This is a genomic window from Bacillus sp. GW823-FHT06A11 (assembly GCF_058795355.1).
The window spans coordinates 235,105-259,295 of record NZ_JBXAHS010000004.1 but is presented as its reverse complement, the minus strand read 5'-3'; the positions used below and the strand labels follow the sequence as shown (position 1 = coordinate 259,295).

At 34.6% G+C, this 24,191-nt stretch carries 27 protein-coding genes; 5 read left to right on the top strand and 22 right to left on the bottom strand.

Going from position 1 to position 24,191, the window contains the following annotated elements; all coding sequences use genetic code 11:
* Window positions 1-65 precede the first annotated feature (65 nt).
* Complete coding sequence (locus AC1Q8L_RS20550) at window positions 66-551, bottom strand: VanZ family protein (protein WP_001080703.1); 486 nt, start codon at window positions 549-551, stop codon at window positions 66-68.
* A gap of 111 nt (window positions 552-662) precedes the next feature.
* Between AC1Q8L_RS20550 and AC1Q8L_RS20545 the strand changes: the two genes are divergently transcribed.
* Window positions 663-887, top strand: coding sequence for a DUF1659 domain-containing protein (locus AC1Q8L_RS20545; protein ID WP_000963861.1), 225 nt, complete (start codon window positions 663-665; stop codon window positions 885-887).
* 115 nt (window positions 888-1,002) lie between these two features.
* Window positions 1,003-1,218 (top strand): DUF2922 domain-containing protein, encoded by a 216-nt coding sequence (locus tag AC1Q8L_RS20540; RefSeq protein ID WP_001197593.1) that lies wholly within the window; start codon window positions 1,003-1,005, stop codon window positions 1,216-1,218.
* A 21-nt stretch (window positions 1,219-1,239) separates the two neighbouring features.
* Here the strand turns inward: AC1Q8L_RS20540 and AC1Q8L_RS20535 are convergent, their stop codons facing one another.
* On the bottom strand, window positions 1,240-1,638 hold the full coding sequence (locus tag AC1Q8L_RS20535) for a DUF4359 domain-containing protein (RefSeq protein WP_000731400.1): 399 nt from the start codon (window positions 1,636-1,638) through the stop codon (window positions 1,240-1,242).
* Window positions 1,639-1,828: 190 nt separating this feature from the next.
* Between AC1Q8L_RS20535 and AC1Q8L_RS20530 the strand changes: the two genes are divergently transcribed.
* The gene (locus tag AC1Q8L_RS20530) at window positions 1,829-2,305 is read left to right on the top strand and encodes a competence protein ComK (protein ID WP_000368314.1); all 477 of its coding nucleotides are present in this window, start codon (window positions 1,829-1,831) and stop codon (window positions 2,303-2,305) included.
* 54 nt (window positions 2,306-2,359) lie between these two features.
* Here the strand turns inward: AC1Q8L_RS20530 and AC1Q8L_RS20525 are convergent, their stop codons facing one another.
* The 5 genes from AC1Q8L_RS20525 to AC1Q8L_RS20505 form a co-directional block, all read right to left on the bottom strand.
* Window positions 2,360-2,830: a sigma-70 family RNA polymerase sigma factor gene (locus AC1Q8L_RS20525; protein ID WP_000801297.1), complete on the bottom strand. Its 471-nt coding sequence runs from the start codon at window positions 2,828-2,830 to the stop codon at window positions 2,360-2,362.
* 220 nt (window positions 2,831-3,050) lie between these two features.
* Entirely contained in the window at window positions 3,051-3,731 is a 681-nt protein-coding gene (gene yknW, locus AC1Q8L_RS20520; RefSeq protein WP_000387917.1) for a YknW family membrane protein, read from the bottom strand.
* A gap of 114 nt (window positions 3,732-3,845) precedes the next feature.
* Entirely contained in the window at window positions 3,846-5,048 is a 1,203-nt protein-coding gene (locus tag AC1Q8L_RS20515) for an ABC transporter permease (protein ID WP_000054363.1), read from the bottom strand.
* The gene (locus AC1Q8L_RS20510; protein ID WP_000631624.1) at window positions 5,045-5,725 is read right to left on the bottom strand and encodes an ABC transporter ATP-binding protein; all 681 of its coding nucleotides are present in this window, start codon (window positions 5,723-5,725) and stop codon (window positions 5,045-5,047) included. The genes AC1Q8L_RS20515 and AC1Q8L_RS20510 overlap by 4 nt, the downstream gene beginning before the upstream one ends.
* The gene (locus tag AC1Q8L_RS20505) at window positions 5,722-6,915 is read right to left on the bottom strand and encodes an efflux RND transporter periplasmic adaptor subunit (protein WP_000937313.1); all 1,194 of its coding nucleotides are present in this window, start codon (window positions 6,913-6,915) and stop codon (window positions 5,722-5,724) included. The genes AC1Q8L_RS20510 and AC1Q8L_RS20505 overlap by 4 nt, the downstream gene beginning before the upstream one ends.
* 385 nt (window positions 6,916-7,300) lie before the next feature.
* On the opposite strand from AC1Q8L_RS20505, the gene AC1Q8L_RS20500 reads away from it, so the two are divergent.
* Both AC1Q8L_RS20500 and AC1Q8L_RS20495 read left to right on the top strand, forming a co-directional pair.
* On the top strand, window positions 7,301-7,492 hold the full coding sequence (locus AC1Q8L_RS20500; protein WP_001067016.1) for a helix-turn-helix transcriptional regulator: 192 nt from the start codon (window positions 7,301-7,303) through the stop codon (window positions 7,490-7,492).
* Entirely contained in the window at window positions 7,493-8,005 is a 513-nt protein-coding gene (locus AC1Q8L_RS20495; protein ID WP_000975595.1) for a DUF3278 domain-containing protein, read from the top strand.
* A 108-nt stretch (window positions 8,006-8,113) separates the two neighbouring features.
* Here the strand turns inward: AC1Q8L_RS20495 and AC1Q8L_RS20490 are convergent, their stop codons facing one another.
* The 15 genes from AC1Q8L_RS20490 to AC1Q8L_RS20420 form a co-directional block, all read right to left on the bottom strand.
* Window positions 8,114-9,448 carry an MFS transporter gene (locus AC1Q8L_RS20490; protein ID WP_000477603.1) on the bottom strand — a complete coding sequence of 445 codons (1,335 nt, stop codon included), beginning with the start codon at window positions 9,446-9,448 and terminating at the stop codon, window positions 8,114-8,116.
* Window positions 9,449-9,467: 19 nt separating this feature from the next.
* On the bottom strand, window positions 9,468-10,502 hold the full coding sequence (locus AC1Q8L_RS20485; RefSeq protein WP_001225641.1) for an ABC transporter substrate-binding protein: 1,035 nt from the start codon (window positions 10,500-10,502) through the stop codon (window positions 9,468-9,470).
* On the bottom strand, window positions 10,499-11,281 hold the full coding sequence (locus AC1Q8L_RS20480) for a DUF3919 family protein (RefSeq protein ID WP_000826618.1): 783 nt from the start codon (window positions 11,279-11,281) through the stop codon (window positions 10,499-10,501). Before AC1Q8L_RS20480 ends, AC1Q8L_RS20485 begins: the two co-directional genes overlap by 4 nt.
* Window positions 11,282-11,347: 66 nt before the next feature.
* The gene (locus AC1Q8L_RS20475; RefSeq protein ID WP_000054030.1) at window positions 11,348-12,778 is read right to left on the bottom strand and encodes a HAMP domain-containing sensor histidine kinase; all 1,431 of its coding nucleotides are present in this window, start codon (window positions 12,776-12,778) and stop codon (window positions 11,348-11,350) included.
* 11 nt (window positions 12,779-12,789) lie between these two features.
* A complete protein-coding gene (locus AC1Q8L_RS20470) occupies window positions 12,790-13,461 on the bottom strand; it encodes a response regulator transcription factor (RefSeq protein WP_000699549.1) in 672 nt (223 codons plus the stop codon).
* A gap of 120 nt (window positions 13,462-13,581) precedes the next feature.
* Window positions 13,582-14,574 carry a UDP-glucose 4-epimerase GalE gene (gene galE / locus AC1Q8L_RS20465; RefSeq protein ID WP_098311968.1) on the bottom strand — a complete coding sequence of 331 codons (993 nt, stop codon included), beginning with the start codon at window positions 14,572-14,574 and terminating at the stop codon, window positions 13,582-13,584.
* 84 nt (window positions 14,575-14,658) lie between these two features.
* Window positions 14,659-15,501, bottom strand: coding sequence for an SGNH/GDSL hydrolase family protein (locus AC1Q8L_RS20460; RefSeq protein WP_001034162.1), 843 nt, complete (start codon window positions 15,499-15,501; stop codon window positions 14,659-14,661).
* 98 nt (window positions 15,502-15,599) lie between these two features.
* Window positions 15,600-16,508: a polyisoprenyl-teichoic acid--peptidoglycan teichoic acid transferase TagU gene (gene tagU / locus AC1Q8L_RS20455; protein WP_000727058.1), complete on the bottom strand. Its 909-nt coding sequence runs from the start codon at window positions 16,506-16,508 to the stop codon at window positions 15,600-15,602.
* A 141-nt stretch (window positions 16,509-16,649) separates the two neighbouring features.
* Window positions 16,650-17,672, bottom strand: coding sequence for a UDP-glucose 4-epimerase GalE (gene galE, locus AC1Q8L_RS20450; RefSeq protein WP_492339485.1), 1,023 nt, complete (start codon window positions 17,670-17,672; stop codon window positions 16,650-16,652).
* Between the two features lie 149 nt (window positions 17,673-17,821).
* On the bottom strand, window positions 17,822-19,144 hold the full coding sequence (locus tag AC1Q8L_RS20445; protein ID WP_001017338.1) for a UDP-glucose dehydrogenase family protein: 1,323 nt from the start codon (window positions 19,142-19,144) through the stop codon (window positions 17,822-17,824).
* 62 nt (window positions 19,145-19,206) lie between these two features.
* On the bottom strand, window positions 19,207-19,995 hold the full coding sequence (locus AC1Q8L_RS20440; protein WP_000405134.1) for a glycosyltransferase family 2 protein: 789 nt from the start codon (window positions 19,993-19,995) through the stop codon (window positions 19,207-19,209).
* 38 nt (window positions 19,996-20,033) lie between these two features.
* Window positions 20,034-20,852 (bottom strand): glycosyltransferase family A protein, encoded by an 819-nt coding sequence (locus AC1Q8L_RS20435; RefSeq protein WP_000251818.1) that lies wholly within the window; start codon window positions 20,850-20,852, stop codon window positions 20,034-20,036.
* Window positions 20,853-20,863: 11 nt separating this feature from the next.
* A complete protein-coding gene (locus AC1Q8L_RS20430; protein ID WP_001173035.1) occupies window positions 20,864-21,892 on the bottom strand; it encodes a glycosyltransferase family 4 protein in 1,029 nt (342 codons plus the stop codon).
* Window positions 21,864-23,240, bottom strand: coding sequence for an O-antigen ligase family protein (locus AC1Q8L_RS20425; protein ID WP_000653504.1), 1,377 nt, complete (start codon window positions 23,238-23,240; stop codon window positions 21,864-21,866). The genes AC1Q8L_RS20430 and AC1Q8L_RS20425 overlap by 29 nt, the downstream gene beginning before the upstream one ends.
* A 3-nt stretch (window positions 23,241-23,243) precedes the next feature.
* Window positions 23,244-24,179 (bottom strand): glycosyltransferase family 2 protein, encoded by a 936-nt coding sequence (locus AC1Q8L_RS20420; protein WP_000115838.1) that lies wholly within the window; start codon window positions 24,177-24,179, stop codon window positions 23,244-23,246.
* Window positions 24,180-24,191 lie beyond the last annotated feature (12 nt).

Here is a 24,191-nt window from a genome sequence, read left to right as displayed (position 1 = left end):
ACTTTAATCAGGCCAGTTACGGGAAATTTTACTACCCGCAAAAAAGCGCTAATCTCAAAATGAGATTAGCGCTTTTTTCTATTCCAAAACCAATTACTTATTATAATTCCCGTTAATCCGCCACACGTATCAAGCAATGAATCTTGCCACATTGGTGTACGGTCCCCCGTATACCATTGATGGATTTCATCAAATGTTGCATAACCTGCAACGAAAAGAAGGGCATATATAAAACATCTTTTCCTCGAATGACCTAATCGATGAAAAGCGTAATAAATCAATGAACCTAGCATAAAGAACACCATAAAATGAGCACCTTTACGAAGGAAAAACTCAATAAATCCGCCTACACCTTTATTCGCAATACTAACAGGGGTTCCTCCACCATAATCGATAGATACCCATGAAAAATGCTCTTTCACAAATTCAACATTTACATATTGTTCAATATCTGAACGCATATCCTGCTTTTTATATGGTTGTGCCGAAGAATAGAAAATCAGCCCCATCCATAGTAATACAGGAATCCAAAATAACCATTTACGATTCATTATCCAGAATTCTCCTCTCTTAATCTTTTAAGGGTACCAAAAAAAAGAAAAAATTTCACGCCAAAACATGACATTTGTACCCTATTTATAAAGTGAAAGGAGGTGATACACATGGCAATTGAAACAATCGTAATGGATTTAACTTTACGTCTTGTCTTAAACAACGGATTAGATAAGAACGGCAAAACAGTTTTCAAGAGCAAACAATTTAAACGTGTTAAAACAAATGCGAGCTTAGATCAAGTACACAACGTAGCTCATGCTCTCGCTTCCTTACAAGCATCACCACTTCACGCTGTACAACTTGTAAGCACATCAGATCTTTCTAAACTATAAAGTAAAACTCGGATCAGTGGGGATTTTATTCATCCCCGCTGATTATTAGCCGCAATTTAACCAGCAGACCCGAGTCCCGTAAATAGCGGGATAAATACAAAGGAGGGAATAACACATGCAAGTACTAGAGTTAATTTTCGCGAAAGAAGATGGAAAAACAGTCGTTTTTTCTATCGATACGCCCATCACACCAATCGATGCACAAGTCGTAAATCAAGTAATGGATACAATCCTTGCCTCATCTGTATTTTCATCCATTGATGAAAATACAAGAAAAAAGGGAGCTCGCCTTGTAGAAAAAAATGTATCTGAAGTTCCAATTACTCTATAAAATAAAAAAGACGAATCTGCATCATTTTGCAGATTCGTCTTTTTTCTTCGGCATTTCAATCGGAATAAAAATCTTTGAAAAACCGACGCATACGTACTTATAATGTTCTTCACCTATATCAAACTCAGTCGTATATGTTGAGAAGAATATATAATCATTTCGCTTCGTATAATGATCAATTAATAACCCAACTTGTGGCTCAACATACTTTTTCGCTAACTTTTTACCGGCCGATGCCAAGTCGCCAAGGAGACCCTCTTCATTCTCTTTTTGAACTTCATCTAGCTTCTTACTCACATCATTTCGCTTCATAAACTGCTTCGCTGCCCATTCTGTATATTCTCCTTTACTCGGATTGCTGTTTGCTAAATATACTAGGAGAATGACAACTAAAGCCATAATAATATACTTTTTCTTCATACTATATCACCGCCTACTCTTTTCTATTTTCATATATATGTACAAGCGATGCAAATTAGAAAGACTATCACCTATTGATTGTAAACGAATAGCCAAAATTTACAATATGAAATAGAATATTAACAATTAATTTACTTAATTTATATATAATTATATTCAGAATGAAAATTATAAGGGAGGATATAGAATTATGGATAATGAAAACAACATTTTTATTTCTAGTTCTACAATGATGCTTGAACCATGTAAACACCCTTATTACCGTACAAAAATTATCGACAGTAGCGGGAACCATCTTTACTCCTGTCAAACTGCTCTCCAACTTATACAGAAATCTTGTCTAACAAATATTCATTCTACTTATCAAGGGAGACGTAATGCCGTAAAAACAAAATTTAAATTTAAACAAAACGTTCCAATTCCGATCAATCATAGAGAATATATTTGTGCTTTCCCAACAGAATCTCCTGCTTCTCCAAATTGTATTTGGCTTTTCTTTAAACATGTTCATACAATAGAGTTTTTCCAAAAAGCTAAACGAGCTAAAATTCATTTTTCAAACGGAGCTACCGTAACGATACAAATTAGTTCCCATAAGCTAAGTCAGCAATTATGGAAAGCTGGATATGTATTATCCCAAATGAACATGCAAGATTCATCACCTTAATAACAAATAGAATGGAAGGTAGTATTTCCTTACCTTCCATTCTATTTGCTATTTTTATCCTCTTACACTATCTCGCATTTTCTCGAGTGCTTGCCGATACATCCATCTTACTTGATAATATGTCATTTCCGTCTCTAAAGCGATTTCTCCCATCGTCTTCCCTACAAAAAAACGTTCAAAAATAATATACTTCTCCTTCTCGTCTAACACACTCATAAAATCCTTCACTCTCATTTCAACATCTTCAAAATGAAAGATGTCCTCATACTCTCCTACACATACACATCTTTCTTGTACAGTAGATTCTTTCTTCAATCTTTCTAATATATAACCACGCACTGTTACAAGTGCATATGCAGGGAAATACCCCTTCTTTGCATCAAATCTTTCATACGCATGCCAAAGACCAATTAAACCACATTGATAATACTCTTCATAATCTTGGCGAATACCTAATTTCTTTATTTGATTTACAATCATTCCTTCATACAAAACAACTGCCTCTGTAAAAGTCGCTGGCTTCACACAGTACCCGTTTCTAAAAGGTATACCTTTCTAGTATTCCGCGGTACCTTCACAATATAAAAATAAAGAATAGATTTCACTGTGAGTAATTTCAAATACTACCGATGGAATTTGAAATTACACTAGATAGTATTTGAAATTTTGTTGGCGGTATTTGAAGTAAGGGTAAAAATAAAAAAGGTGACTCTCTTGAAGAGTCACCTTTTTCTAAAAGAATAAATTATGCACCAAATTTTGGAGCTAGACCACTTAAACTACTAAATCCAACTGAAAGAATAAAGAAAATAACAATTAAAATCGTTGCTTGTTTTTTACTTAATCCAGCCGTAATATGTAATCCTAATCCCATTACAACTAATGCCCAAATATTGAAAACTTCGAATGATGAAGCAGCACCATGAGCAACTGTACCTGGCTCAAATAAAGTTGCTAAACTTGTATAAGAAGTTTCAATATCTCCACCAATAATCATTCTAATAATAAAGTTCACAATTGCACCTAAAATTGAAATCGTATATGTGTAGACATAAATAGATAATAATTTCATGTATGAAGTATCATTACTCATAAACATCATAATCACTTTATAAATAGCTGCCGCAATGAAGAACCAAATCGCAGTACCAAATAGCCCACCAACAATACCTGCTCCTATTCCGAAGTAACCAACAACTTTAGCCGCTTCGGCATCAGGCACCTCACCCATTACATCAGGATGATTTACTACTTGATACATGCCAATCCCTGCAATTACAGCTGTTAATATAATGAAAAGGAAAAATGCCCCCCATACCGGACTTTTCGTCTTCATTCTCTCAAACTGCTCACCTGGAGAAGTAATCATTCCTAATAATGATGGCTTCTTTGCACCTACATCTTGCGTATTAATATTTGCTTCCATTATAACGCCTCCTTCTATTTATATAACCCGTTCTAGTGGGCGGTTCACTTCCTCATGCAAGAGGCTACGAACCGCCCACTAGAACGGTAATGTGTAGTTCTACTACCCTATTAATTACTCATAACGCAATGCTTCAATTGGATCTAATTTCGCAGCTTTGTTTGCTGGAATTAATCCGAAAATGATACCGAGTGTCATCGAGAACAGTACGCCTCCAACGACAACTTCCCATGAAACGAGTGGTGGCCATTTTGCGAATGTAGAAACGATATATGCTCCGCCATACCCAAGACCAATTCCGATCAAACCACCTAGAAGTGTTAACATAACTGCTTCAATTAAAAACTGTAATAAAATTTTACTACGCGTTGCTCCAAGTGCTTTACGTACACCAATTTCACGCGTACGCTCCGTTACAGATACAAGCATGATGTTCATAACACCAATTCCACCAACGACTAATGAAATACCAGCGATACCACCGATGATCATTGTCATAATGTTAGTAACTTTAGAAACATTTTCTTGGAATTCTTTTAAATTAACCAGTTCATATTTACCCGGAATTTCACTTGGCTTACGACTATTTAATACATCAACAGCTTGTTTCCCTGCTGCTTCTAAATCGTCTACATTTTTAGCTTGAATTGCGATACTTTGAATTTCATCTGTTCCGTATAAAACAGGCCATAACGTAAGAGGGATTAACGCTTCTTCCATTTCAAATCCCATAAATTCATTATCAGATGTATACACACCGACAATTTGCATCGGTTGTCCTTTCATCTCAATAATTTGTCCTACTGGATTTACGCCCTTAAATAACGTCTCTTCTGTTTTTGTACTAATCATCACAACGTTATTTGCATGAGAAATATCTGATTCATTTAAAGTACGTCCCTTTACGACCTTTACTTTATTAACCGCAAAATATTCATTATCAAGACCAATAACATTCAAATTTGCTTTTTTATCATTTACATCAAGCACCTCTGAATTCTGGTTTGTCGTAATAACATGTGAAACATCTTTCACTTGTTTTACTTCCAAAATATCCTCTTCCGTTAGCTTCGGCATTTCAAAACCACCTATAGCAAACTCATCATTAATATCTGGTTTAAATTGAATTGGCATAAGGTTATTACCACCAGAACCTGCGAATTTTGACTTCAGCATCGCTTCTCCGCCTTGCCCAATTGCAACGACCGTAATAATCGAACCTACCCCGATAATAATACCAAGCATCGTAAGAGCTGAACGTAGTTTATGAGCTAAAATAGAAGATAGGGCAATTTTTATACTATCTAGTAAACTCATACCGCACACCTTCTATCTTCTGTAACTTTCCCGTCTCGTAGTACAATGCGGCGGGAAGAATACGCTGCTACTTCCTCTTCATGCGTAACCATAACAATTGTTGTACCTTCTGCATTAAGCTTCGTGAAAATATCCATAACTTGCTCACCAGACTTCGTATCAAGTGCACCAGTCGGTTCATCGGCCATAATGAACGTTGGGTTATTCGCAATCGCTCTTGCAATCGCTACACGCTGCTTCTGTCCACCTGATAACTCATTTGGTAAATGATGCACGCGATCCGCCAATCCAACTTTACCTAACGCCTCCAAAGCACGCTTGCGACGCTCCGCTTTCTTCACGCCACCATATACGAGCGGAAGCTCAACATTTTCCACTGCGGAAAGACGAGGCAGTAAATTAAAATGCTGGAATACAAAGCCAATATATTCATTACGAATTAAAGCAAGCTTTGACTCGTCTGCTGTTAAGATATTCACGTCATTCAGCATATATTCGCCTTCTGTTGGACGATCTAAGCAACCAATAATATTCATAAGCGTCGACTTACCAGAACCAGACGGTCCCATAATCGAAACGAACTCACCACTCTGAATCGTTAAACTAATACCATGCAAAATCGGCACCGCCAATTTTCCTTGATAATACGTTTTAGCAATATTATTTAACGTAATCATTTCTCTTTCACTTCCATTCCGTCATACACATCGTCGGAAGGATTTTTAACCACCTTTTGCCCCACTGTTACGCCTTCTACAACCTCTGTCCAGTCTCCATCAGTAGAACCTTTTTTCACATTTTGTTTACGAAGCTTCCCTTTATCCTCAACATAAACAAATGCATCATCGCCTTTTTCTACAATGCTTTTACTTGGAACAGCAATCATCGTCTTATTCTCTAAGTTTACTTGCAGGGAAACGTGATAACCTGGAGATAAACCATCTTGACTATCAAGGCTAGCTTTATATGTATATTGGGACATATTTTGAGTTGCTTCACCCATGCCGCCAGCTTGCGCCATCTCTGCACTTGTTGGGAACTCACTTACCTCTGTAATCTTACCTGTCCACTTCTTCTTATTATTTGCTTTTGCCGTTACAGTGAATGTTTGATCCTTTTGAATTTGTGACTTCTGAAGCTCAGTTAACGTACCTTGAACTTGGAATGGTTCTTTAGAAGCTACTTGTAAAAACGATTTTCCTTGACCACCTAACGCTTGAGATGAACTTTGTGCCGCATCTTTATCTAACTTTTGAACAACACCAGCGAAATTACTATAAATCGTAAGCTCTTTCTGCTTCTTACTTAACTCTTCTTTCTGCAACTTTCCTTTTTCTTTCTCAAGATCAGTTGTCTTTTGAGCTATCTCTAACTCGTTTACTTGCTCGTCCATCGGATCCGTTACTTCTTTCCCAGCTCCGCTATCTTTTGCCTTCTTAATTTCTTTCTTGAGCGAATCAATCTTCTTCTTTCCTTGATCATAACGCATATCCGCCATCTTCTGATCAAGCTCAGCTTGCTTCATTTGAAGGTTAATCTCTTCATTGTCATAAGAGAATAACTTCGTACCTTTTTCTACCTCTTGCCCTTCTTTTACCTCAATATCTTTCACTTTTCCTTTGGCCGGATCTGCATAAAAACTTTCAATATTACCAGGCTTTACCTGACCAGAAATTAACTTCGTATTATTCAGCTTACGCTCTGTCACTTTCTCAAAACTTACAGCATCAGCATTTGTTGATGCACCCTTCTTCTTACCTTGCATAACAAAAATATTAATTGCCGCTACAATAACAATTAGTGCAATAACCCCAATAATGATCCATTTCTTCTTCTTGTTTGGAGTACGAACCGTATTTGGTAACATATTCTCTCTCCCTTTATAAATTAATAGTTTAATAAATACCATAATTGTATAAAACTTTCTGAAAATAAATTGTATATTATTACAATCTTTTTACAAAGTTTTACACATCCATTTATATTGTAACAAAAATTCCAATGATTAGAAATATGACATTATATCTTTTAAGATAGATTTAAGGAAAGGAAAAAGAGCAATTTTAATTGAATGGAAGCCATTCTTTATTAACATATTTCTTACCAAAATGAATCATTAAAATCATTTTCCTAATTGCACCATCGCTATTTTGTCATATATATTTGACATTTTATCTATTCAATTATAAAATGTCACATATAAATGACATTTCGGTACACGAGGTCTACAACCATCAATGGGAGGGTTATATTTGAATAACGTTAAACAATATCGAAAATCTGAAGGGCTATCGCAACTAGAGTTAGCTAAAAAAGTTAACGTGGCGAGACAGACAATAAATTTAATTGAAAACAATAAATATAATCCCTCTTTAGCCTTATGTATCGAATTAGCAAAAGCACTAAAAACAGATTTAAATAGTCTATTTTGGGAGGGAGATTAAATGATGAAAATTGAATGGAAAGAAAGAGTTTATAATAGTTTTGTTGGAACACTAAGTGAGAGAGATGAATACCAAAAACAAGAAATCAATAAAGAGTTATCTGTAGCTGGAATTGGTTTATGGTGGTTAAATATGTTGGTAATGCTTATTATGTTACTTGTTGATACTATGAATCACACAATATCTATAGGGACAATATTCATTTTTCTATCTAATATGATTTACGCTAATTACTTAGCCTTTAAATTCAAGAAAAAAGGTTTAAGTGATACTGAATGTGTAACAAAAGAAGAATATTTACAACACAAGAAAAAATTAAGAAAAGCTGGCTTAAAAGCAGGTCTGCTTTGGGGCTTTCAAATGTTTGTTTTTATGAATTATATCCTTCCCTATGTAGGCTCAGAAGAAATCTCTATTTCTTTATTTAAGGTTGTAATTTTCATCTGTGGCGGCGGATTTTTCGGTCTAACTATGTACGTAATTGGTTTATTAAATCTAAAAAAATTATATTAATTAACAAAAATCATTTACATATTAAACTGCAATTTTACATACTGTTTGTTTTTTCTAATATAAAAGCTATCCAATCACACACAATTGGATAGCTTTTCAAACAAAATATTACGCTACTTTAGGATCTTTTCTCTCATGTCCACGTTGAACAATAAATAAGAAGATTGTTGATAAAACCGCTCCTGTTAATAGTAAGATGAAACAACCATCCCAGCCAGAACGATCAACAATAACACCAATTGCTGCGTTTGCTACAAGACTTCCGCCTACATAACCGAACAAACCACACATACCAACTGTCGTACCTACTGCAAATTTCGGTACTAATTCCATTGCACTTAAACCGATTAAGAACTGTGGTACATAAATTAAACAACCGATAATAGAAACTGCAATACTTACAACAAGTACGCTAGTTGCTTGCCAATATATAAACGTACCAATAACAACTCCAACCATACTAATAATACATAATGGCATACGTTTTCCTTTAAATAATTTATCACTTAAAAAACCAACGATTAATGAACTTGGAATTGCCATACCTTCAAAGATTGCATATGCCGCATGCGCTTCTGCTTTTGAAAATCCTTTAACTGTCGTTAAATAAAGTGGAACCCAGTTGATAACACCGAAACGAATTAAGTAAACAAATGCATTTGCAATACATAAGAACCATACAAATTTATTTTTCACTACATACTTCATTAAAATTTCTTTTGGTGACATCTTGTTAGCATTATCTGCTTTTTCAAGATTTTCATAGTCATTACGATACTCATCAATTGGAGGAAGACCTTCAGATTCTGGTGTATCCTTCGCATTAATCCAAACAAGAACTGAAATTACCATTGCGATAATTGCAGGGAAAATAAACACGCCGCCTTGCCAATGGTTTTCACCAAAAATACCTACACCAATTCCGACAAGTGGTGGCACAAGCATTCCACCAACGTTATGTGAAATATTCCAAAGACCTGTTTTCGTACCGCGTTCTTTCTTCGAGAACCATTTTGTCATAACAATACTACAAGGTGGTGCTCCCATACCTTGTACAATACCGTTAACAACAAGTAATGTAACAATCATCCCAAATGATGATGCAAAGCCGAAACAAATATTTACAAGCCCTGATAAGAATAAACCGACTGCGATAAAGCGCTGGGCGAAAGCTTTATCTGATAAATTACCCATAAAGAACTTACTAAATCCATAAACAATTGCCATTACTGAACCTAGTAGACCAATTTCAGCTGTACTAAAACCATATTCTTGTACTAAATACGTACTTGATAACGTAAAGTTACTACGAACTAAATAATAAGCAGCATATCCAACTGAAATCCCGATTAACACACGAATACGTAGTAATCGATATACACGGTCGATCATATCCGCTGGCAATCTTTCAATTGCAGGTGCTGGCTTGAGCCATTTAAACATATATTTTCGTCTCCTTTTCTCACTTCAGAGAGAGACGCTGTCTATTCCATATCTCGATTATTCCGCTATTTGATATATTTTGGTTCGTCCTTCTAACCGGCTGTCCTTCTATTTCTTTCTCATTCTTCGCAAACATCGTTGGTACGCCAAACGACACTTTTTCTAAAATGTGACCCGCTTCTTCTGATAAACAATAATCAATAAATAAATCCGCAATAATACCACTCGGTGCACGTTTTAGTTTAGAAATCGCATTAACGGATAACCCTGTTTGCTCAGGTTCGTTACTTAAAATCGGAAAGCCTTGTTTTTGAAGCATTCTCTGATCTCCCATAAAGTTGATGCCTATCATATATTCACCACTCGCAACAAGTTCTGCTGGGATGTAACCATTCACTGTTACTTCTCCAACTTGTTCTGCCAGATTCTTCACATATTCCTTCGCTTCCTCTTCACCTAACGTATCAATAAGTGACTGGAAAAACGTATATGCTGTACCTGAAACATTTGGATCGGGCATGACAATCTTTCCCTTATATACTGGATTTAATAAATCTTTCCATCTTAACGGATACGAGAGACCGAGCGGCGCTATTTCCTCGTTCCACCGCTCTTTATTAATCGCAATTGCCAGCTTCTCCACTTCATAACCGTACCAATAACCATCTTTATCTTTAACAGTTTTTGAAATACGATTTGCATGTTGGCTTATCACAGGAATAGAAAGATTTTTTTGCTTCATCATTTGATGCGCATCTACTGTACCGCCAATAATAATATCCGCCTTCGGATTTCCAGCTTCTTCTTCCACTCTACGAAGAAGTTCTTCTGTTGAAAGACGAATAAATTCATACGTACATCCGCGCGGTTTACAAAATGATGAAAGTAACGCTTCACCAACTTCCTCACGAGCCGCTACATACGCAACAATATGACGATCATCCAAAATAGGGAGACCATTTTTACTATATTTAATAGAGGTTGTATCTCGAGAGCAACTAGACATCGCTCCTCCAATTACTAGCAAAAAGAAGAAAAAGGCTATCTTTCTCATGACGCATTCTCCTTTACGAATAACTCTGCTAGAGAGCCTTTCATATACATGACATTTCCGTTATTATCACCGAGATATTGCACAACAAAGTACGATGGATACACAGAAATCGTAAGAATATCTTCACGATCATTCTTTACACGCTTACCTGTTTTATAAGCTGTAATATAAGCAATCGGTTCATTCTGCGATTGTAATAACTTCTGAATTTCTCCGTAATCTGTAATTTGCTTTGCGTATCGAATAGAATCAAGTATGTGCGTAAGATTGATAGTACGTACCACATCGCCTTGACGTACTACGACGTCCTTTGCTGAAGCAAAGAAATCACTAATACGCTCTGGCGTGTAATACAGGCTTAATAAATACGTTTGAAGTGCTGAAATCATCGGATCCATGCCGTTCTTTCCGTATACATTTTCCCCATACTGGAACAAGTCACCTACTGCAAAAGTACGCTTATGTCCATTCAAGTACGTTACTTCTCCAGTAAATACTTGTTCTTGGCTCTTAACGCCCTCAGGCTCTATTCGAATTCGGTCAAAGAATGAAACAATCGTATGCAAACGAACTTCATCCGTTACAACAATTTCTCCCCACTTTTCATGTCTTACTTTCACTTCAATTGGAAGAGATTCATTCACCCTTTGTAAAACGGCTTGTTTATCATTTACAATGTTAATTCGATTATAGATTTGCTTCTCCATAACATAAAACAAAACAAGAGAAACAATCATACAAATGACAAACATAAGAATTTGAAATGATAGCCTTTTCATTTCTGCCTACCTCCAAGATAAAAAAACGTTGTTTCGAAAATACCGCATAATTGTTTCATAAATGTATCATTTAACCGCTTTCAAGTTTTTTATGTCTTCCATCCTTCTCGGAAGCAAAAATGTAATGAATATTGTAGTACCTATTTCTTCACTACTCTCAATCCGCATGCTTCCGCCCTGCTTATTCATAATCTCCTGACAAATATACAAACCATAGCCATTCCCGTAACTAGACGGAAGTGCCTTTCCTTTCGGAGACTCATTCCACTCTGCAAGCACCACTTCATCTATACCGATCCCATCATCATGAACAAAAACCTTCGCCTCCTGCTCATTTACAATTACATTCATACGAATGTGCGAAGCATCACTATACTTAATTGCATTATCAAGCACATTTAAGAAAATTTGCTTCGTCTTATCAAAATCTGCAACAACATGTACATCTGTTAACTCATTTATCACTTCAATTTCGAACTGATTTAGACGAGGTTTCACAATTGAAACTGCTTCTTCTGCCAATTCCTTTATATTCACAACTGTAGGAGACACCTCAAACGTACTCGTCCCATATTTCGAAGACTTAAGCAGTTCCTCTACAAGTGATAATAAACGCTCACTTTCCACCGCCACATAACGAAGACTTTCCTGTACATCTTCTTTCGATTGTAACTTCGGAATTAAATCAACATAACCGATAATTGCCGTTAGCGGTGTTTTTAGCTCATGCGTAATGCGGTCTAGGAAATCTTTCTGCTTCTCTTTCTCCTCCTGCAATTGCTTAATATGCAGTTCAATTCCATCGGCCATCGCGTTAAAAGATGCGGAAAGCTGAGCGATTTCCACGTACTCATTTAACTCAATCTTACTCTTATAATCACCATTCGCGAGCCTCTGTGCCATTTGTCTCAACTGATCAATTGGTTTATGAAGAGACTTCGCCAAACGAATCGCAAAGAAAATACCGGTAGCTACTAGGCAAAGAGATGTCATTAAGAAAGTCCAGCTCACATTTGTTAAAACTTCCTTCTCACCCGTTAACTCATTTATAAAACGAACACTTCCAATGACATCGTTTCCATAATAAACCGGGCTTGAAAACAAAAGAATGGGAGCGGGATCCGCCTCCTCAAAAACATAAGACTTCTTCCCCTTCAAAGAACTCTCAATGTCGATGTTACGGTGAAGCAACGCTCCTTTTTGTGTATCTGCAACAACATCGCCATTCTTTCCAATCATCTGTACACGGACATCCATACGCTTCGCTAAATACGACGCAATTAAAAGTGAATTCGGACCAAGCGTATCCACTTCTGCTTCCTTCTCTAAATAATTCATCGTATAAATTTGTGCTTCTACACTTAACTTTTCTAAAGAATCTGCTGCGTTATGATACATATTCTTTTCTAACGTAATATAAACAACTGCATATAAAAGAACAAAAATCGGAATTAACAGCCCAACTATTCCAAACACCATATTTCGCTTTAAAGACATACCATCACCACTTAACAATCCAGTTTATAGCCAACGCCATAAATTGTCTTAATATATTCTCCGCTCGTCCCAAGCTTCTTTCGAAGTCTCTGCACCATAATATCAACTGCTCTCGTATTTCCGATATACTCAAACCCCCATACTTTCTCAAGCAACTCATCCCTCATAAACACACGCTGCGGATTTGAAACAAACAACTGACATAAATTAAACTCTCGGTACGTTAACTGAATCTCTTGTCCACTCACATGTACCTTTCTTTCCTTAGGACAAATCACTATCTCTCCAGCCTCAATTACTTCATGACTTACAGCGACCTCCGTCTTCTTTACACGCCGCGCCATATTCTTAACCCGAAGAATAAGCTCCGCATAATTAAATGGCTTCGTCACATAATCATCGGCACCAAGCTGCAATCCAATCAACTTATCATTCATCTGACTTTTTGCCGTTAACATAAGCACCGGAATATCCCTATCCCTCTCGCGGAACAAACGAAGCAACTCATACCCATCCGTATCCGGAAGCATAACGTCCAAAATCAATACATCCGGCCCTTCATTCCATCGCTCTAAAGCTTCTCTCCCATCAGCCGCTGCCAATACTTCATAACCTTCCATCTCCAACTGCATCCGAATCAAATTACGAATACTCGATTCATCATCAACCACAAGTATTTTCATTATTTTCCTCCTTCCATCATGTATTATAGTACAGTTTAGTATAGCAAAAATCGTACAAAAAAAGAGAGGGTATTGTCGAACATATTTTGTCGACGATACCCTCTCTTTCACTTATTATATTTATTTAGCATATCCATTCGGTTGCTTTTGATGCCAATTCCAAGCATGTTCAATGATTGTCTTAACATTTACATACTTAGGATCCCATCCTAGCTTCTCTTTCGCTTTCTTAGAAGAAGCAACTAAACGTGCTGGATCGCCCGCACGGCGCGGTGCTACCTCAGCAGGAATTTCATGATTTGTAACCTCACGAACTGCATCAACGATTTCTTTTACACTGAAACCATTACCATTTCCTAAGTTATAGAAATCACTCTCTCCGCCGTTCTGCAAGTCTTTAAGCCCTAAGAAATGAGCCGCTACTAAATCTTCAACATGAATATAATCACGGATACAAGTACCGTCTGGTGTATTATAATCATCACCAAACATCATAATCTTCTCACGTTGACCTAAAGCCACTTGCAGCACAAGAGGAATTAAATGTGTTTCTGGACGGTGATCTTCCCCAATAATACCATTTGGAGTTGCACCAGCCACGTTAAAGTATCTGAAAATCTTATAACGTAAATTAGAAGCTTGGCTATACCAATGAAGCATCTTCTCGATTGCTAACTTCGTCTCTCCGTACGTATTCGTAGGATTTGTCATCGTTTCCTCAGTAATAAGATCCACATCTACCTCACCATACGTTGCCGCAGTAGAAGAGAAAATGAACTTATCTACCTTAAACTCATCCATTACCTCTAATAAACAAAGTGCACCATACACATTGTTATTATAATATTGAAGGGGCTTTTCCATACTAACTCCAACTAAAGAATCAGCTGCAAAGTGCATAACCGCCTCAATATTTTCTTGTTTAAAAACATCCCTTAAAAATGATTTATCACGAAGGTCGCCATTATAAAACCTCGCGCCTTCCGTAATTGCATCTTCATGACCAGTTTGTAAGTTATCTACTACTACTACAGATAAACCTTCGTCTACTAATTTTTTCACAGCGTGAGAACCGATGTACCCGGCTCCGCCGCAGATTAGGATTGAGTTCATTGTCTTCCTCCTACTATTTTCAAATCTCTTAATTATAAAAGGACAAGGTATACGAGAACTCGTACACCTTTTATCTCTCCTTCATTACTTAGCTACAAAATAATCAGTTACATATTTCGCCCAAACGTCATGTCCTTTTGCACTTGGGAAACCAAATTCTTCTTGTAGGTATGGTAAAATACCTTTCGTTGAAGCATCCGGCCATGCTCCCCAATGATCAATATATGTATAATTATTTTGCGTTGCAAATTGTTTTAACGCTTCAATCGCTTTCGGATAATTCTTCGCACCATACACTGGATTTGATGGTTGAATCATAATCGTAGCACCCTTTGCACTAGTAGAAAGTGCTTGAACGAACTTCTGTGTATTTGCTACAGAGTTTCCATTACCAGTTTTACCGTTATCAGTAATAAATGGTGGCTCAAATAAGATCACATCTGGATTCTCTTTCGCAATCTCTTTATCACGCTTATTCGCAATTAACTCTTCTGTGCTTTCACCCTTATATTCCTTTACAGTCACATTCCATAAACCTTTACCGTAAGCAGTTTCTAAATTAGACGTTAACTTAGCTGCCCAATCACCTTTTTCAGATGAAGAAGCTTCATCACCAACAATAATAAGGTTTACTGCCTTTTTATCCTCAGCAGCTTTCTTTAACTTCTCTTTCACTGCATCTGGCAAGTTCTTCGCATATGCTTCATTAAAAGATGACTTGGTATCTTGCTTTTTCTCTTCTTTTTTCTCTTCTTTTTTCTCTTCTTTCTTTGCTCCGCTATCTTTCACTTCAGCCTTTGTTTTCGATACTTCACTCGTTTGTCCTGTTGCATTCGCAATCTTCTTATTCCAGTATAGTTTACCGCTCACAATCGAAGCTACAAACAATACAAAAATAACAAGGACAAGTACTGCTTTCTTATTCATCGATTCACCTCATCTATTAATCTCACAATATATAATACTAATATAAATCCATGCAAAAATAAACCCAACTCCTTCCAAAGGAGTTGGGTTATTACATACTACTTAGTCACTTCAAGATGCGCTCTTAATTTATTCGTTAAATCTTGTTTTGCAGCATCTGGAACATAGTAGTACCAAATACCATCAGCAGCTTTGTGGCCGTCACCTGGGATTTGGATATCCTCACTATTTTTCAAACAATCTTTATAATTCTTTTGCATATCAAACATTTGATCTTGCGTTAAGTTTGTTTTCACGTTCTTTTGGATTGCCGTTAACACATCACCATAGCTTGATAAAGAAGAGAAACTTGCGCCTTTCTTAATAACAGCTTGCATCACTTGACGTTGACGCATTTGACGACCGAAGTCACCTCGTGGGTCTGCTTTACGCATACGTGTGAATGCTAGAGCTTGGTCACCTGTTAAGTGGATATTTCCCTTTTGGAAGTGCTTTCCTTCTAGAGAAAACTCTAAATCATTATTAACATCTACACCGCCTACTGCATCGACAATATCTTTAAATCCTTCCATGTTCACTTCAATATAATAATTAATAGGAATATTTAAGAACTTTTCTACAGTTGCGACAGACATGTCTACGCCACCGAATGCATACGCATGATTGATTTTATCACTTTTACCCTTTCCAACGATTTCTGTATATGTATCACGAGGAATACTTACTGTTTTCATTGAATTATTTTTAGGATTTAATGTAATGACCATTAAAGAATCTGAACGTCCTTTATCCTCACCACGTTCATCCGCACCTAATAGTAAAATTGAAACGGGTTCAGATTTATTGATTTTTTCTTCTTGTTTATTGTTTTCATCACGTTTTAATGGTTTATGAACTTCATCTAATGTTTTTGACACGGAAGAATATATATTATAAGCATAGACTCCTCCACCTATAATTAGGACTCCTATGATTCCTAATATCCAAAATAAGATTTTCTTTTTCATGCTTTTAACCTTCTTTCTTCAGGTACCGCTATCAATTTATTATGACTACAAAATATAAAATACATTATACATGTAATTCAATTTTTAAGCCAAACTATATTGATAACTTAATGAAAGTTTTAGCACCCTATAACGAATTACCTAATTAACAACTTTTTGATATCCATTCTTATTTTCAGACTGCCATCTCCAAGAATCTGCACACATCTCTTCTAACCCATGTGTTGCTTCCCAGCCTAATTCACGCTTTGCTTTCGATGCATCAGCAAAGCATACTGCCACATCACCTGGGCGACGCTCTGTAATTTTATAAGGAACTTTCTTACCCGAAACCTTTTCAAATGCTTCAACCATCTCTAGCACACTATAACCCGTACCTGTGCCCAGATTATAAGCATCCACTCCTGTTGTACTCAGTACTTTCTCAAGTGCCTTTACGTGACCATTTGCTAAGTCCACAACATGAATGTAATCACGGACTCCCGTTCCATCTTTCGTTGGATAGTCATTTCCGAATACACTTAATTCTTTTAACTTACCTACTGCTACTTGCGTTACATATGGCATTAAGTTATTTGGGATTCCATTTGGATCTTCTCCGATACGCCCACTTTCGTGTGCACCAAATGGATTGAAATAGCGAAGTAATGCGATACTCCATTCTGCATCTGCAAATGCTACATCACGCATAATTTGCTCAATCATTAATTTCGTTTGACCATATGGATTTGTTGCACTTAATGGAAACTCCTCCGTAATTGGTGACGTTTCCGGGATACCATATACAGTTGCAGATGAACTAAAGATTATCTTCTTTATATTATGTTTCTGCATTACTTCACATAGCACTAACGTGCTTGTAATGTTGTTATGATAATATGTTAATGGAATCGCTACTGACTCCCCTACAGCTTTAAATCCTGCAAAGTGAATAACTGCTTCAATTGCATTTTCTTCAAAAATTGCGTCAAGCGCTTCATGATTTAAAACATCTTCTTTATAAAACTTAAATTGTTTTCCTGTTATTTCTTTCACTCGATTTATAGATTCTACCGAGCTATTCGAAAGATTATCCACTACTATAACTTCGTAACCGCGATTTAGTAATTCTACACATGTATGACTACCAATATATCCTGCTCCACCTGTTACAAGTACTGCCATAATTAACAAACCTCCCGATTACTACATATCCTTATAATAAGCATGTAAACATTAATCTAGCTAGAATTTAAAATAGCTAGGTTAATAAAAAATTTCTTTATTTATAAAAATTAGTCTTACAGATTCTCATCCTATAAATTACCCACTAATTATAAATAAACTTTTTCACGAACTACAGCTGGTCTTCCTACGGAATAATAGTCTACATTAAACTTTTTCACATATTCTAAACCATGGCAATTACGACCATCAAAAATAATAGGTTGTTTCATTAATTTGATATACTGCTCAATAGGGAATTCTTTTATATCATCCCATTCAGTTACAATAAGTGTTACATCGGCATTTTTAACTGCTCTTTCAACGGAGGACACATATTGAACCTCATTAGGTAATATTTTCTTTGCATTTTCAGTAGCAATTGGATCATAAGCTACGACCTCTGCACCCATTTTCACTAAATCATTTGCAATAACAATAGATGCCGCTTCTCTCATGTCATCAGTGTTTGGTTTAAAAGCTAAACCAAGCATAGCCACTTGTTTTCCTGCCATATCACCTAATACATTTTTTATTTTTTCAACGAGCGATGCCTGCTGATTATTATTTACCGTAATAACTGATTTTAACAGATCAAAATCATGCTCGACATTACCAGCAATTTGTATTAAAGCATGTGTATCTTTTGGGAAACAAGAGCCCCCATATCCGATACCCGCTTTTAAAAATTGTGTACCAATCCTTTTATCTAATCCCATACCATTAGCTACATGCTCTACATCCGCACCTAACTTTTCGCAAATATTAGCAATTTCATTAATAAAGCTAATTTTTGTAGCTAAGAAAGCATTTGCTGCATATTTAATCATTTCTGAACTTCTAATTGTTGTTTTAAAAACAGGAACATTAAAAGATTTATTCACTTCTTCCATAACATCGGCAGTTTTAGCATCATCAGTCCCAATAACTATACGATCTCCATAGAAACTATCGTGAATTGCAGAACCCTCTCTTAAAAATTCCGGATTCGATACCATGCTAATTTTCACATCTGCTTTCAAATTTTGCTGAATTAAATTTTTAACATGATCATTTGTACCAACTGGGACCGTACTTTTAATTACTACAATCGAATCTTTTTTTAGATTATTAGCAATATCTAAAGCAACTTGCTCAATATATTGTAAATTAGCTGAACCATCTGTTTGCTGCGGTGTACCTACTGCTATATAAATAACATCTGCTTCTTCAATCCCTTGACGACAATCCGTTGTAAATAACAATCTATTTTCTTTAATATTTTTACTCATTAAATCATCTAAACCTGGTTCATATATTGGTGAAATACCTTTTTTCATTCTTGCAACTTTATTTTCATCAATATCAATACAAGTCACGCGATGCCCAATATCCGATAAACAAACCCCCGTTACTAGTCCTACATAACCTGTACCAAAAATAGCAATATTCATCTTATATCCTCCTTAATTATTAACAATAAAAAAAGCCCTTTGAAGAAAAGGGCTTTTAATGCTTATTTAACAAAATGTTTTACTACTCCATTTAGAGCATAATTTATAAAACACCATGCAGATTTCGGGATACTTAACTCCTCAATTTCTCTATATAATTTCCAATTCATTTTAGCCATTTTAAATTTTTTACTAGAAATAGAATTTTCAACTTTTCTATACTTAGATAAAACTTCATCTAATCCATAAGCATAATGACCTTGTCTTAATATTTTCAGCCATGTTGCAGTATCTTGGCGGGTCCTAATGTTAGGCATTTGTACTTTCCCTAACTTCTCAATATCCAACATAACCGTTAAACAACCGATTATTGTATTTTTTAATAATCCATTATAATTAATTTTTTCTGGCACATGTACAATTTTATCAGTAAGGGTACCATCTTGATTCATAATTTGATAACCCGTAAACGAAAAAGCTACATCATTATTCTCCATAAAAGTCAATTGTTTTTCTAATTTTTCGGGTAGCCATAGATCATCGCTATCTAAAAAAGCTGCATACTTCCCTCTTGCATTATTAATGCCTGTATTCCTCGCAATTGCTGCCCCACAATTTTCCTGTAATTCAATTAATCGAATACGATTATCTTTCTTAATCTCTTCTTTTATTAATTCACAAGTATTATCTTTTGAAACATCATCTATAATAATCATTTCCCAATTTGTATAAGTTTGAGATTGGACAGATTGGATTGTTTCTTTAATAAAAGAACTTGCATTATATGATGGGGTAATAATTGACACAAGTGATTGATTCCCTATTTCAATCTCACTTAGATTTATTTCCATTTCAATACTACTCCTTCAGATCTTCTTTGATATTTTCATCAAAATTTTAACAGCTCTTTAAAACTTTTGATGAATGAGCGAATTGGTTTTTCAGTTAAATGAAATTTTTTTACAAAGAAAATTGTTAGCATACATATAGCTGGAATAGTTCCTCTCATCCTTTTAAATAATGGTCCTTTTCCTGTAAAAGTATTCAAATCAATTAGTTTATTTTCTGATGTTTTCTTTTTATGAAAAACAATAATTTGATTAACATAAGCTATACTATATTTCTGTTTCAATAAATCTGCGAGCAAGATATTTTCTTCCCCAGATGGATATTTTGCCCCAAGACCAAATCTCTCATCAAACTTCAAATCTCCAATATCAATTTTATTTAAATTAATAAAGAACTCTATTGATGAAATTTTTAAAACCCCGCGAATACCTAATTTTTCTATAGGAGCTTGTGGATATTCTTTATAATATTGTTGAATTTCGGGGTCAAATATCTGAAAACTTAGCGCGTCAATATCCCTATATTTAAATCCTTCAACAACCGTTTCAAATGCGTTTTTAGGATACCAGCAGTCATCATCAGAGAACGTAACAATACCATTATCCACATATTCTAAACCTTTATTTCTTGCATGAGATAACCCTTTTTTACTTAATATTACATGATGGTAATTAAACTTGTATTTCATTAATAAACTGCTAATTCTATCATGATTTTCTTGAGACACAATAATAACTTTAATATTATTAATAGTTTGCTCTTCTAAACTATTAAATAAGCGTTTAATATACTCAATTCTATTTCCTAATGTGGGTACTATAACATTAACTAGATATTCATTGCCCAATTTTCTCACCATACTTTTATCACTTAATTAATAACGCTCCATAATTCTTTATATTGCTGACGTATATCCTGCCAAGTATTATTTTGAGCTATTTTCTTAGCACTGATACTTAAATCCTCTTTAATATTAGGATTATCTAATATTAAATTAATCCTTTCAGACAGTTCCTCATCATTATTTATAATAAAGTGTTCTAATCTTGTATTTTTAAGCAAATAATTCATCTGAACATCTTTACTTACTATAACTGGTGTACCAACAGCTAATGCCTCTAATGGTGCTAAGCCAAAAGTTTCATATAAGCTATTTTGGATATAAAGATTTGAATAATAATAAGCACTTATCAATTCACTTTGATTTAAATTACCTATATATATAACCTTTTTAGGATCCATCATATTCATTACCTTGTCATGAACATTTCCCTTTGGTCCAGCAATTACTAAGATAAAATCATCCCTTTTTATATCATTCACAACTTTAACTAATTGTTCAATTCCTTTGTACTTAAAAGTTCCGCAAGCAGTAAATATAATCTTTTTTCTTTTTTCTAAAGGAATAAGTTCGTTAAAAATATTTTTGTCTGGCTTTATAGTCAGAAATTTTTCGGAAACGCCATTTGGAATAACTTTCAATTTCTTTTTTGGTATTTTATAATCACTTATAATCATTTCCTTTAACCCTTCTGACACGCATATAATACCATCTGCAAGCTTCAAAGTAATAAATTCCGCCATTTTACAAGAAATTCTCAGATTAGAGAAGTGCAAATTTTCCCGCGATACTAAGCCATTTGCGGTATAAAGAATATTCTTTCCTAATATTTTCCCTATTATAACTAACAATGCATTTGATCGTGTAAAACCAAATATATGCAAATTACTTACATCTCTAGAAAATATCCCTTTTATACATGCTCTTATATCCCTTCCTAAAACAATTATATCCTCATTATCTATATCATTAACAATACTATTGAACACCTTTTGTGGACCAGACATTTCTTTTTCTATGTTCTCTACTTTAACCCCTATTACTAAAGTTTTTTGCAACAGGATCTCCTCCGTTCTCTCTTTTAATTAAATCACTACCTAACTTTATTGTAGTAAATATAAAGAAGAACCATAAAAAGTTCAGATAATTATTTCTTAATAAAGAGAATTCTGTACCCTGATGGAATAAAATAGCCACTATTATTGCAATATTTCCAGAATACATGAGCCACTGATTTTTATACTCTAAGTTGTTCTTGTATTTTTGAAACTGTTGAATTAAAATCCCTAATGTACAACAGACAAAAAATAGAAATAATCCTAAACCGATAACCCCTATCTCAGCTGTAATACCTAAATATAGACTATGTGCATGATTTACTCCAACATTCATTTCTCTTAAAAACTCTTGACTAGAATTGAATCCTATCCCCAAAAAGAAATGGTTTGAAATAACATCGGCTAATAAATCCCATGCTTTTCCTCTTCCTGCCAAATCTAAGCTTAATCGCTGGTTACTTCCCTGTAATAAAAGGGCTATTATTCCTCCTGCAAAAACACTTAGAATCAAAGATATTCTCATGAATTTCCAAATGTTTTTTCTTAAACGGTTCATTCCCCTACTATTATTTAACCAAAAGAACAGAAATAAGAAGATTCCAAATGCCAATATCCCTGTCCTTGAATATGTTAAAAACAAGGCATAACATTGAATTAAAAATGATATTATAAAATAGAAAGTTTTTATTGACTGTCTTAAAAACAAAATCAGAGTGGTCGCTAATGATATTAATAGTATGTATGATAATATGTTAGGATTTCCTGTAATAGATGAAAATCTCAGTGTCGCTCCTGAATAATAAACTGCCTGTTCTATTCTTATAGGACCTAAGGTAATATAATTTAGTGAATATTCGTCATTAAACCACATCATTAATCCAAAAATTTTAATAAATATCATTAAGGTAGCTAAAAATAAACCTACTAACATTTGAATTTTATAACTAGCAATCAATGTTTTTTCAATCATTCGATCTACATTAACAATGTATGCCATTGCGAAAATAGGACCAAAAATTATAAATGTTCTCCATAAAGTTTCAAATTGTATTTCACTCCAAAAACTTGAAATAGCACAGTAAAGACCTAAGACATATAAACAGCCCATTGATTGCAAATATTCTTTAGTAAAATTAGCACTTTTACTATTTAAAAAATTAAATACCCACAGCACAAAAATAATTAAAAAATTAACATAATAACTATATGGTGCTTTTATTAATGGTTGCATGCTATTTACTACCGGCACATATAAAATGAATAGTGAAATTAACATTATGAAAATAGAGTTATAAACATAAGAATTCTTACTATCCATCTTTTGAAGTACAAAACTTTTGTCTTTCATATTTTAACCTCTACTTTTAATAAATTTCCCTAGTCTGTATTTTAAGACCTTTGGTAAACGGCTTATTAATATTAAAATCACCTTAGGATTTAAATATATATTTTTCACTATACCCTTAATATCTTTTTCTTTTATTTTTTCAATGAAGCTATAATATAAATTTAGATTTGAGAGTCTTACCATCCTACCTTGCAATTGATTAATTAATTTTTTATTCCCTTGAAATTTTTCATGCTTTAACAGTTCCCTATTTGCTTGTATTAACTGTTGGATTCTCTTTGTCTTTTGTCTTGTAAGAGAATCTCCCCTCTGCCTATAAAAGTATAACGGTTTATTATAAAAATAACATTTATTAGACTCGCATAGTACCTCAAGATAAAAAACATAATCTTCCCCAAATATCAATTGATCATTAAATCTTATATTTTTTTTCTCCAATAGATTTCTTTTTATTATCGGTTGCATTCCTAAATCTAACTCTACTAATAACTCTGGGGTAATATTAAGGCTAGATTCAAGTTTTTCTTTGTAATTTTGACATTGTGTTGCATACGGACTTACATGCCCATCATATATTAGGAAAATATCATCAAATACCATGTCAGCTTCTTTAATTCTAGCAAAATTAAGCAACTCTTTTATTCTTTCTTGATCCCACCAGTCATCTCCATCTAAAAAGGCTATCCAAGTACCTTTTGCTTTAGAAATCCCAAAGTTTCTCGAATAAGCAGGACCTTGGTTAGACCCATTTTCATATAGCTTTATCCGCTCATCTTGTAAAGATTGAATGATTTCAACTGTTTTATCCCGTGATCCATCATCAATTACTATAACCTCTAATTGCTTAAAACTCTGATTAAGTACTGAATTTAACGCTTCCTCTATATATTCTTCTACATTATAAGTGGGAATTATTATAGATATCTCAGGAACAGACATTTATAGCCTCCT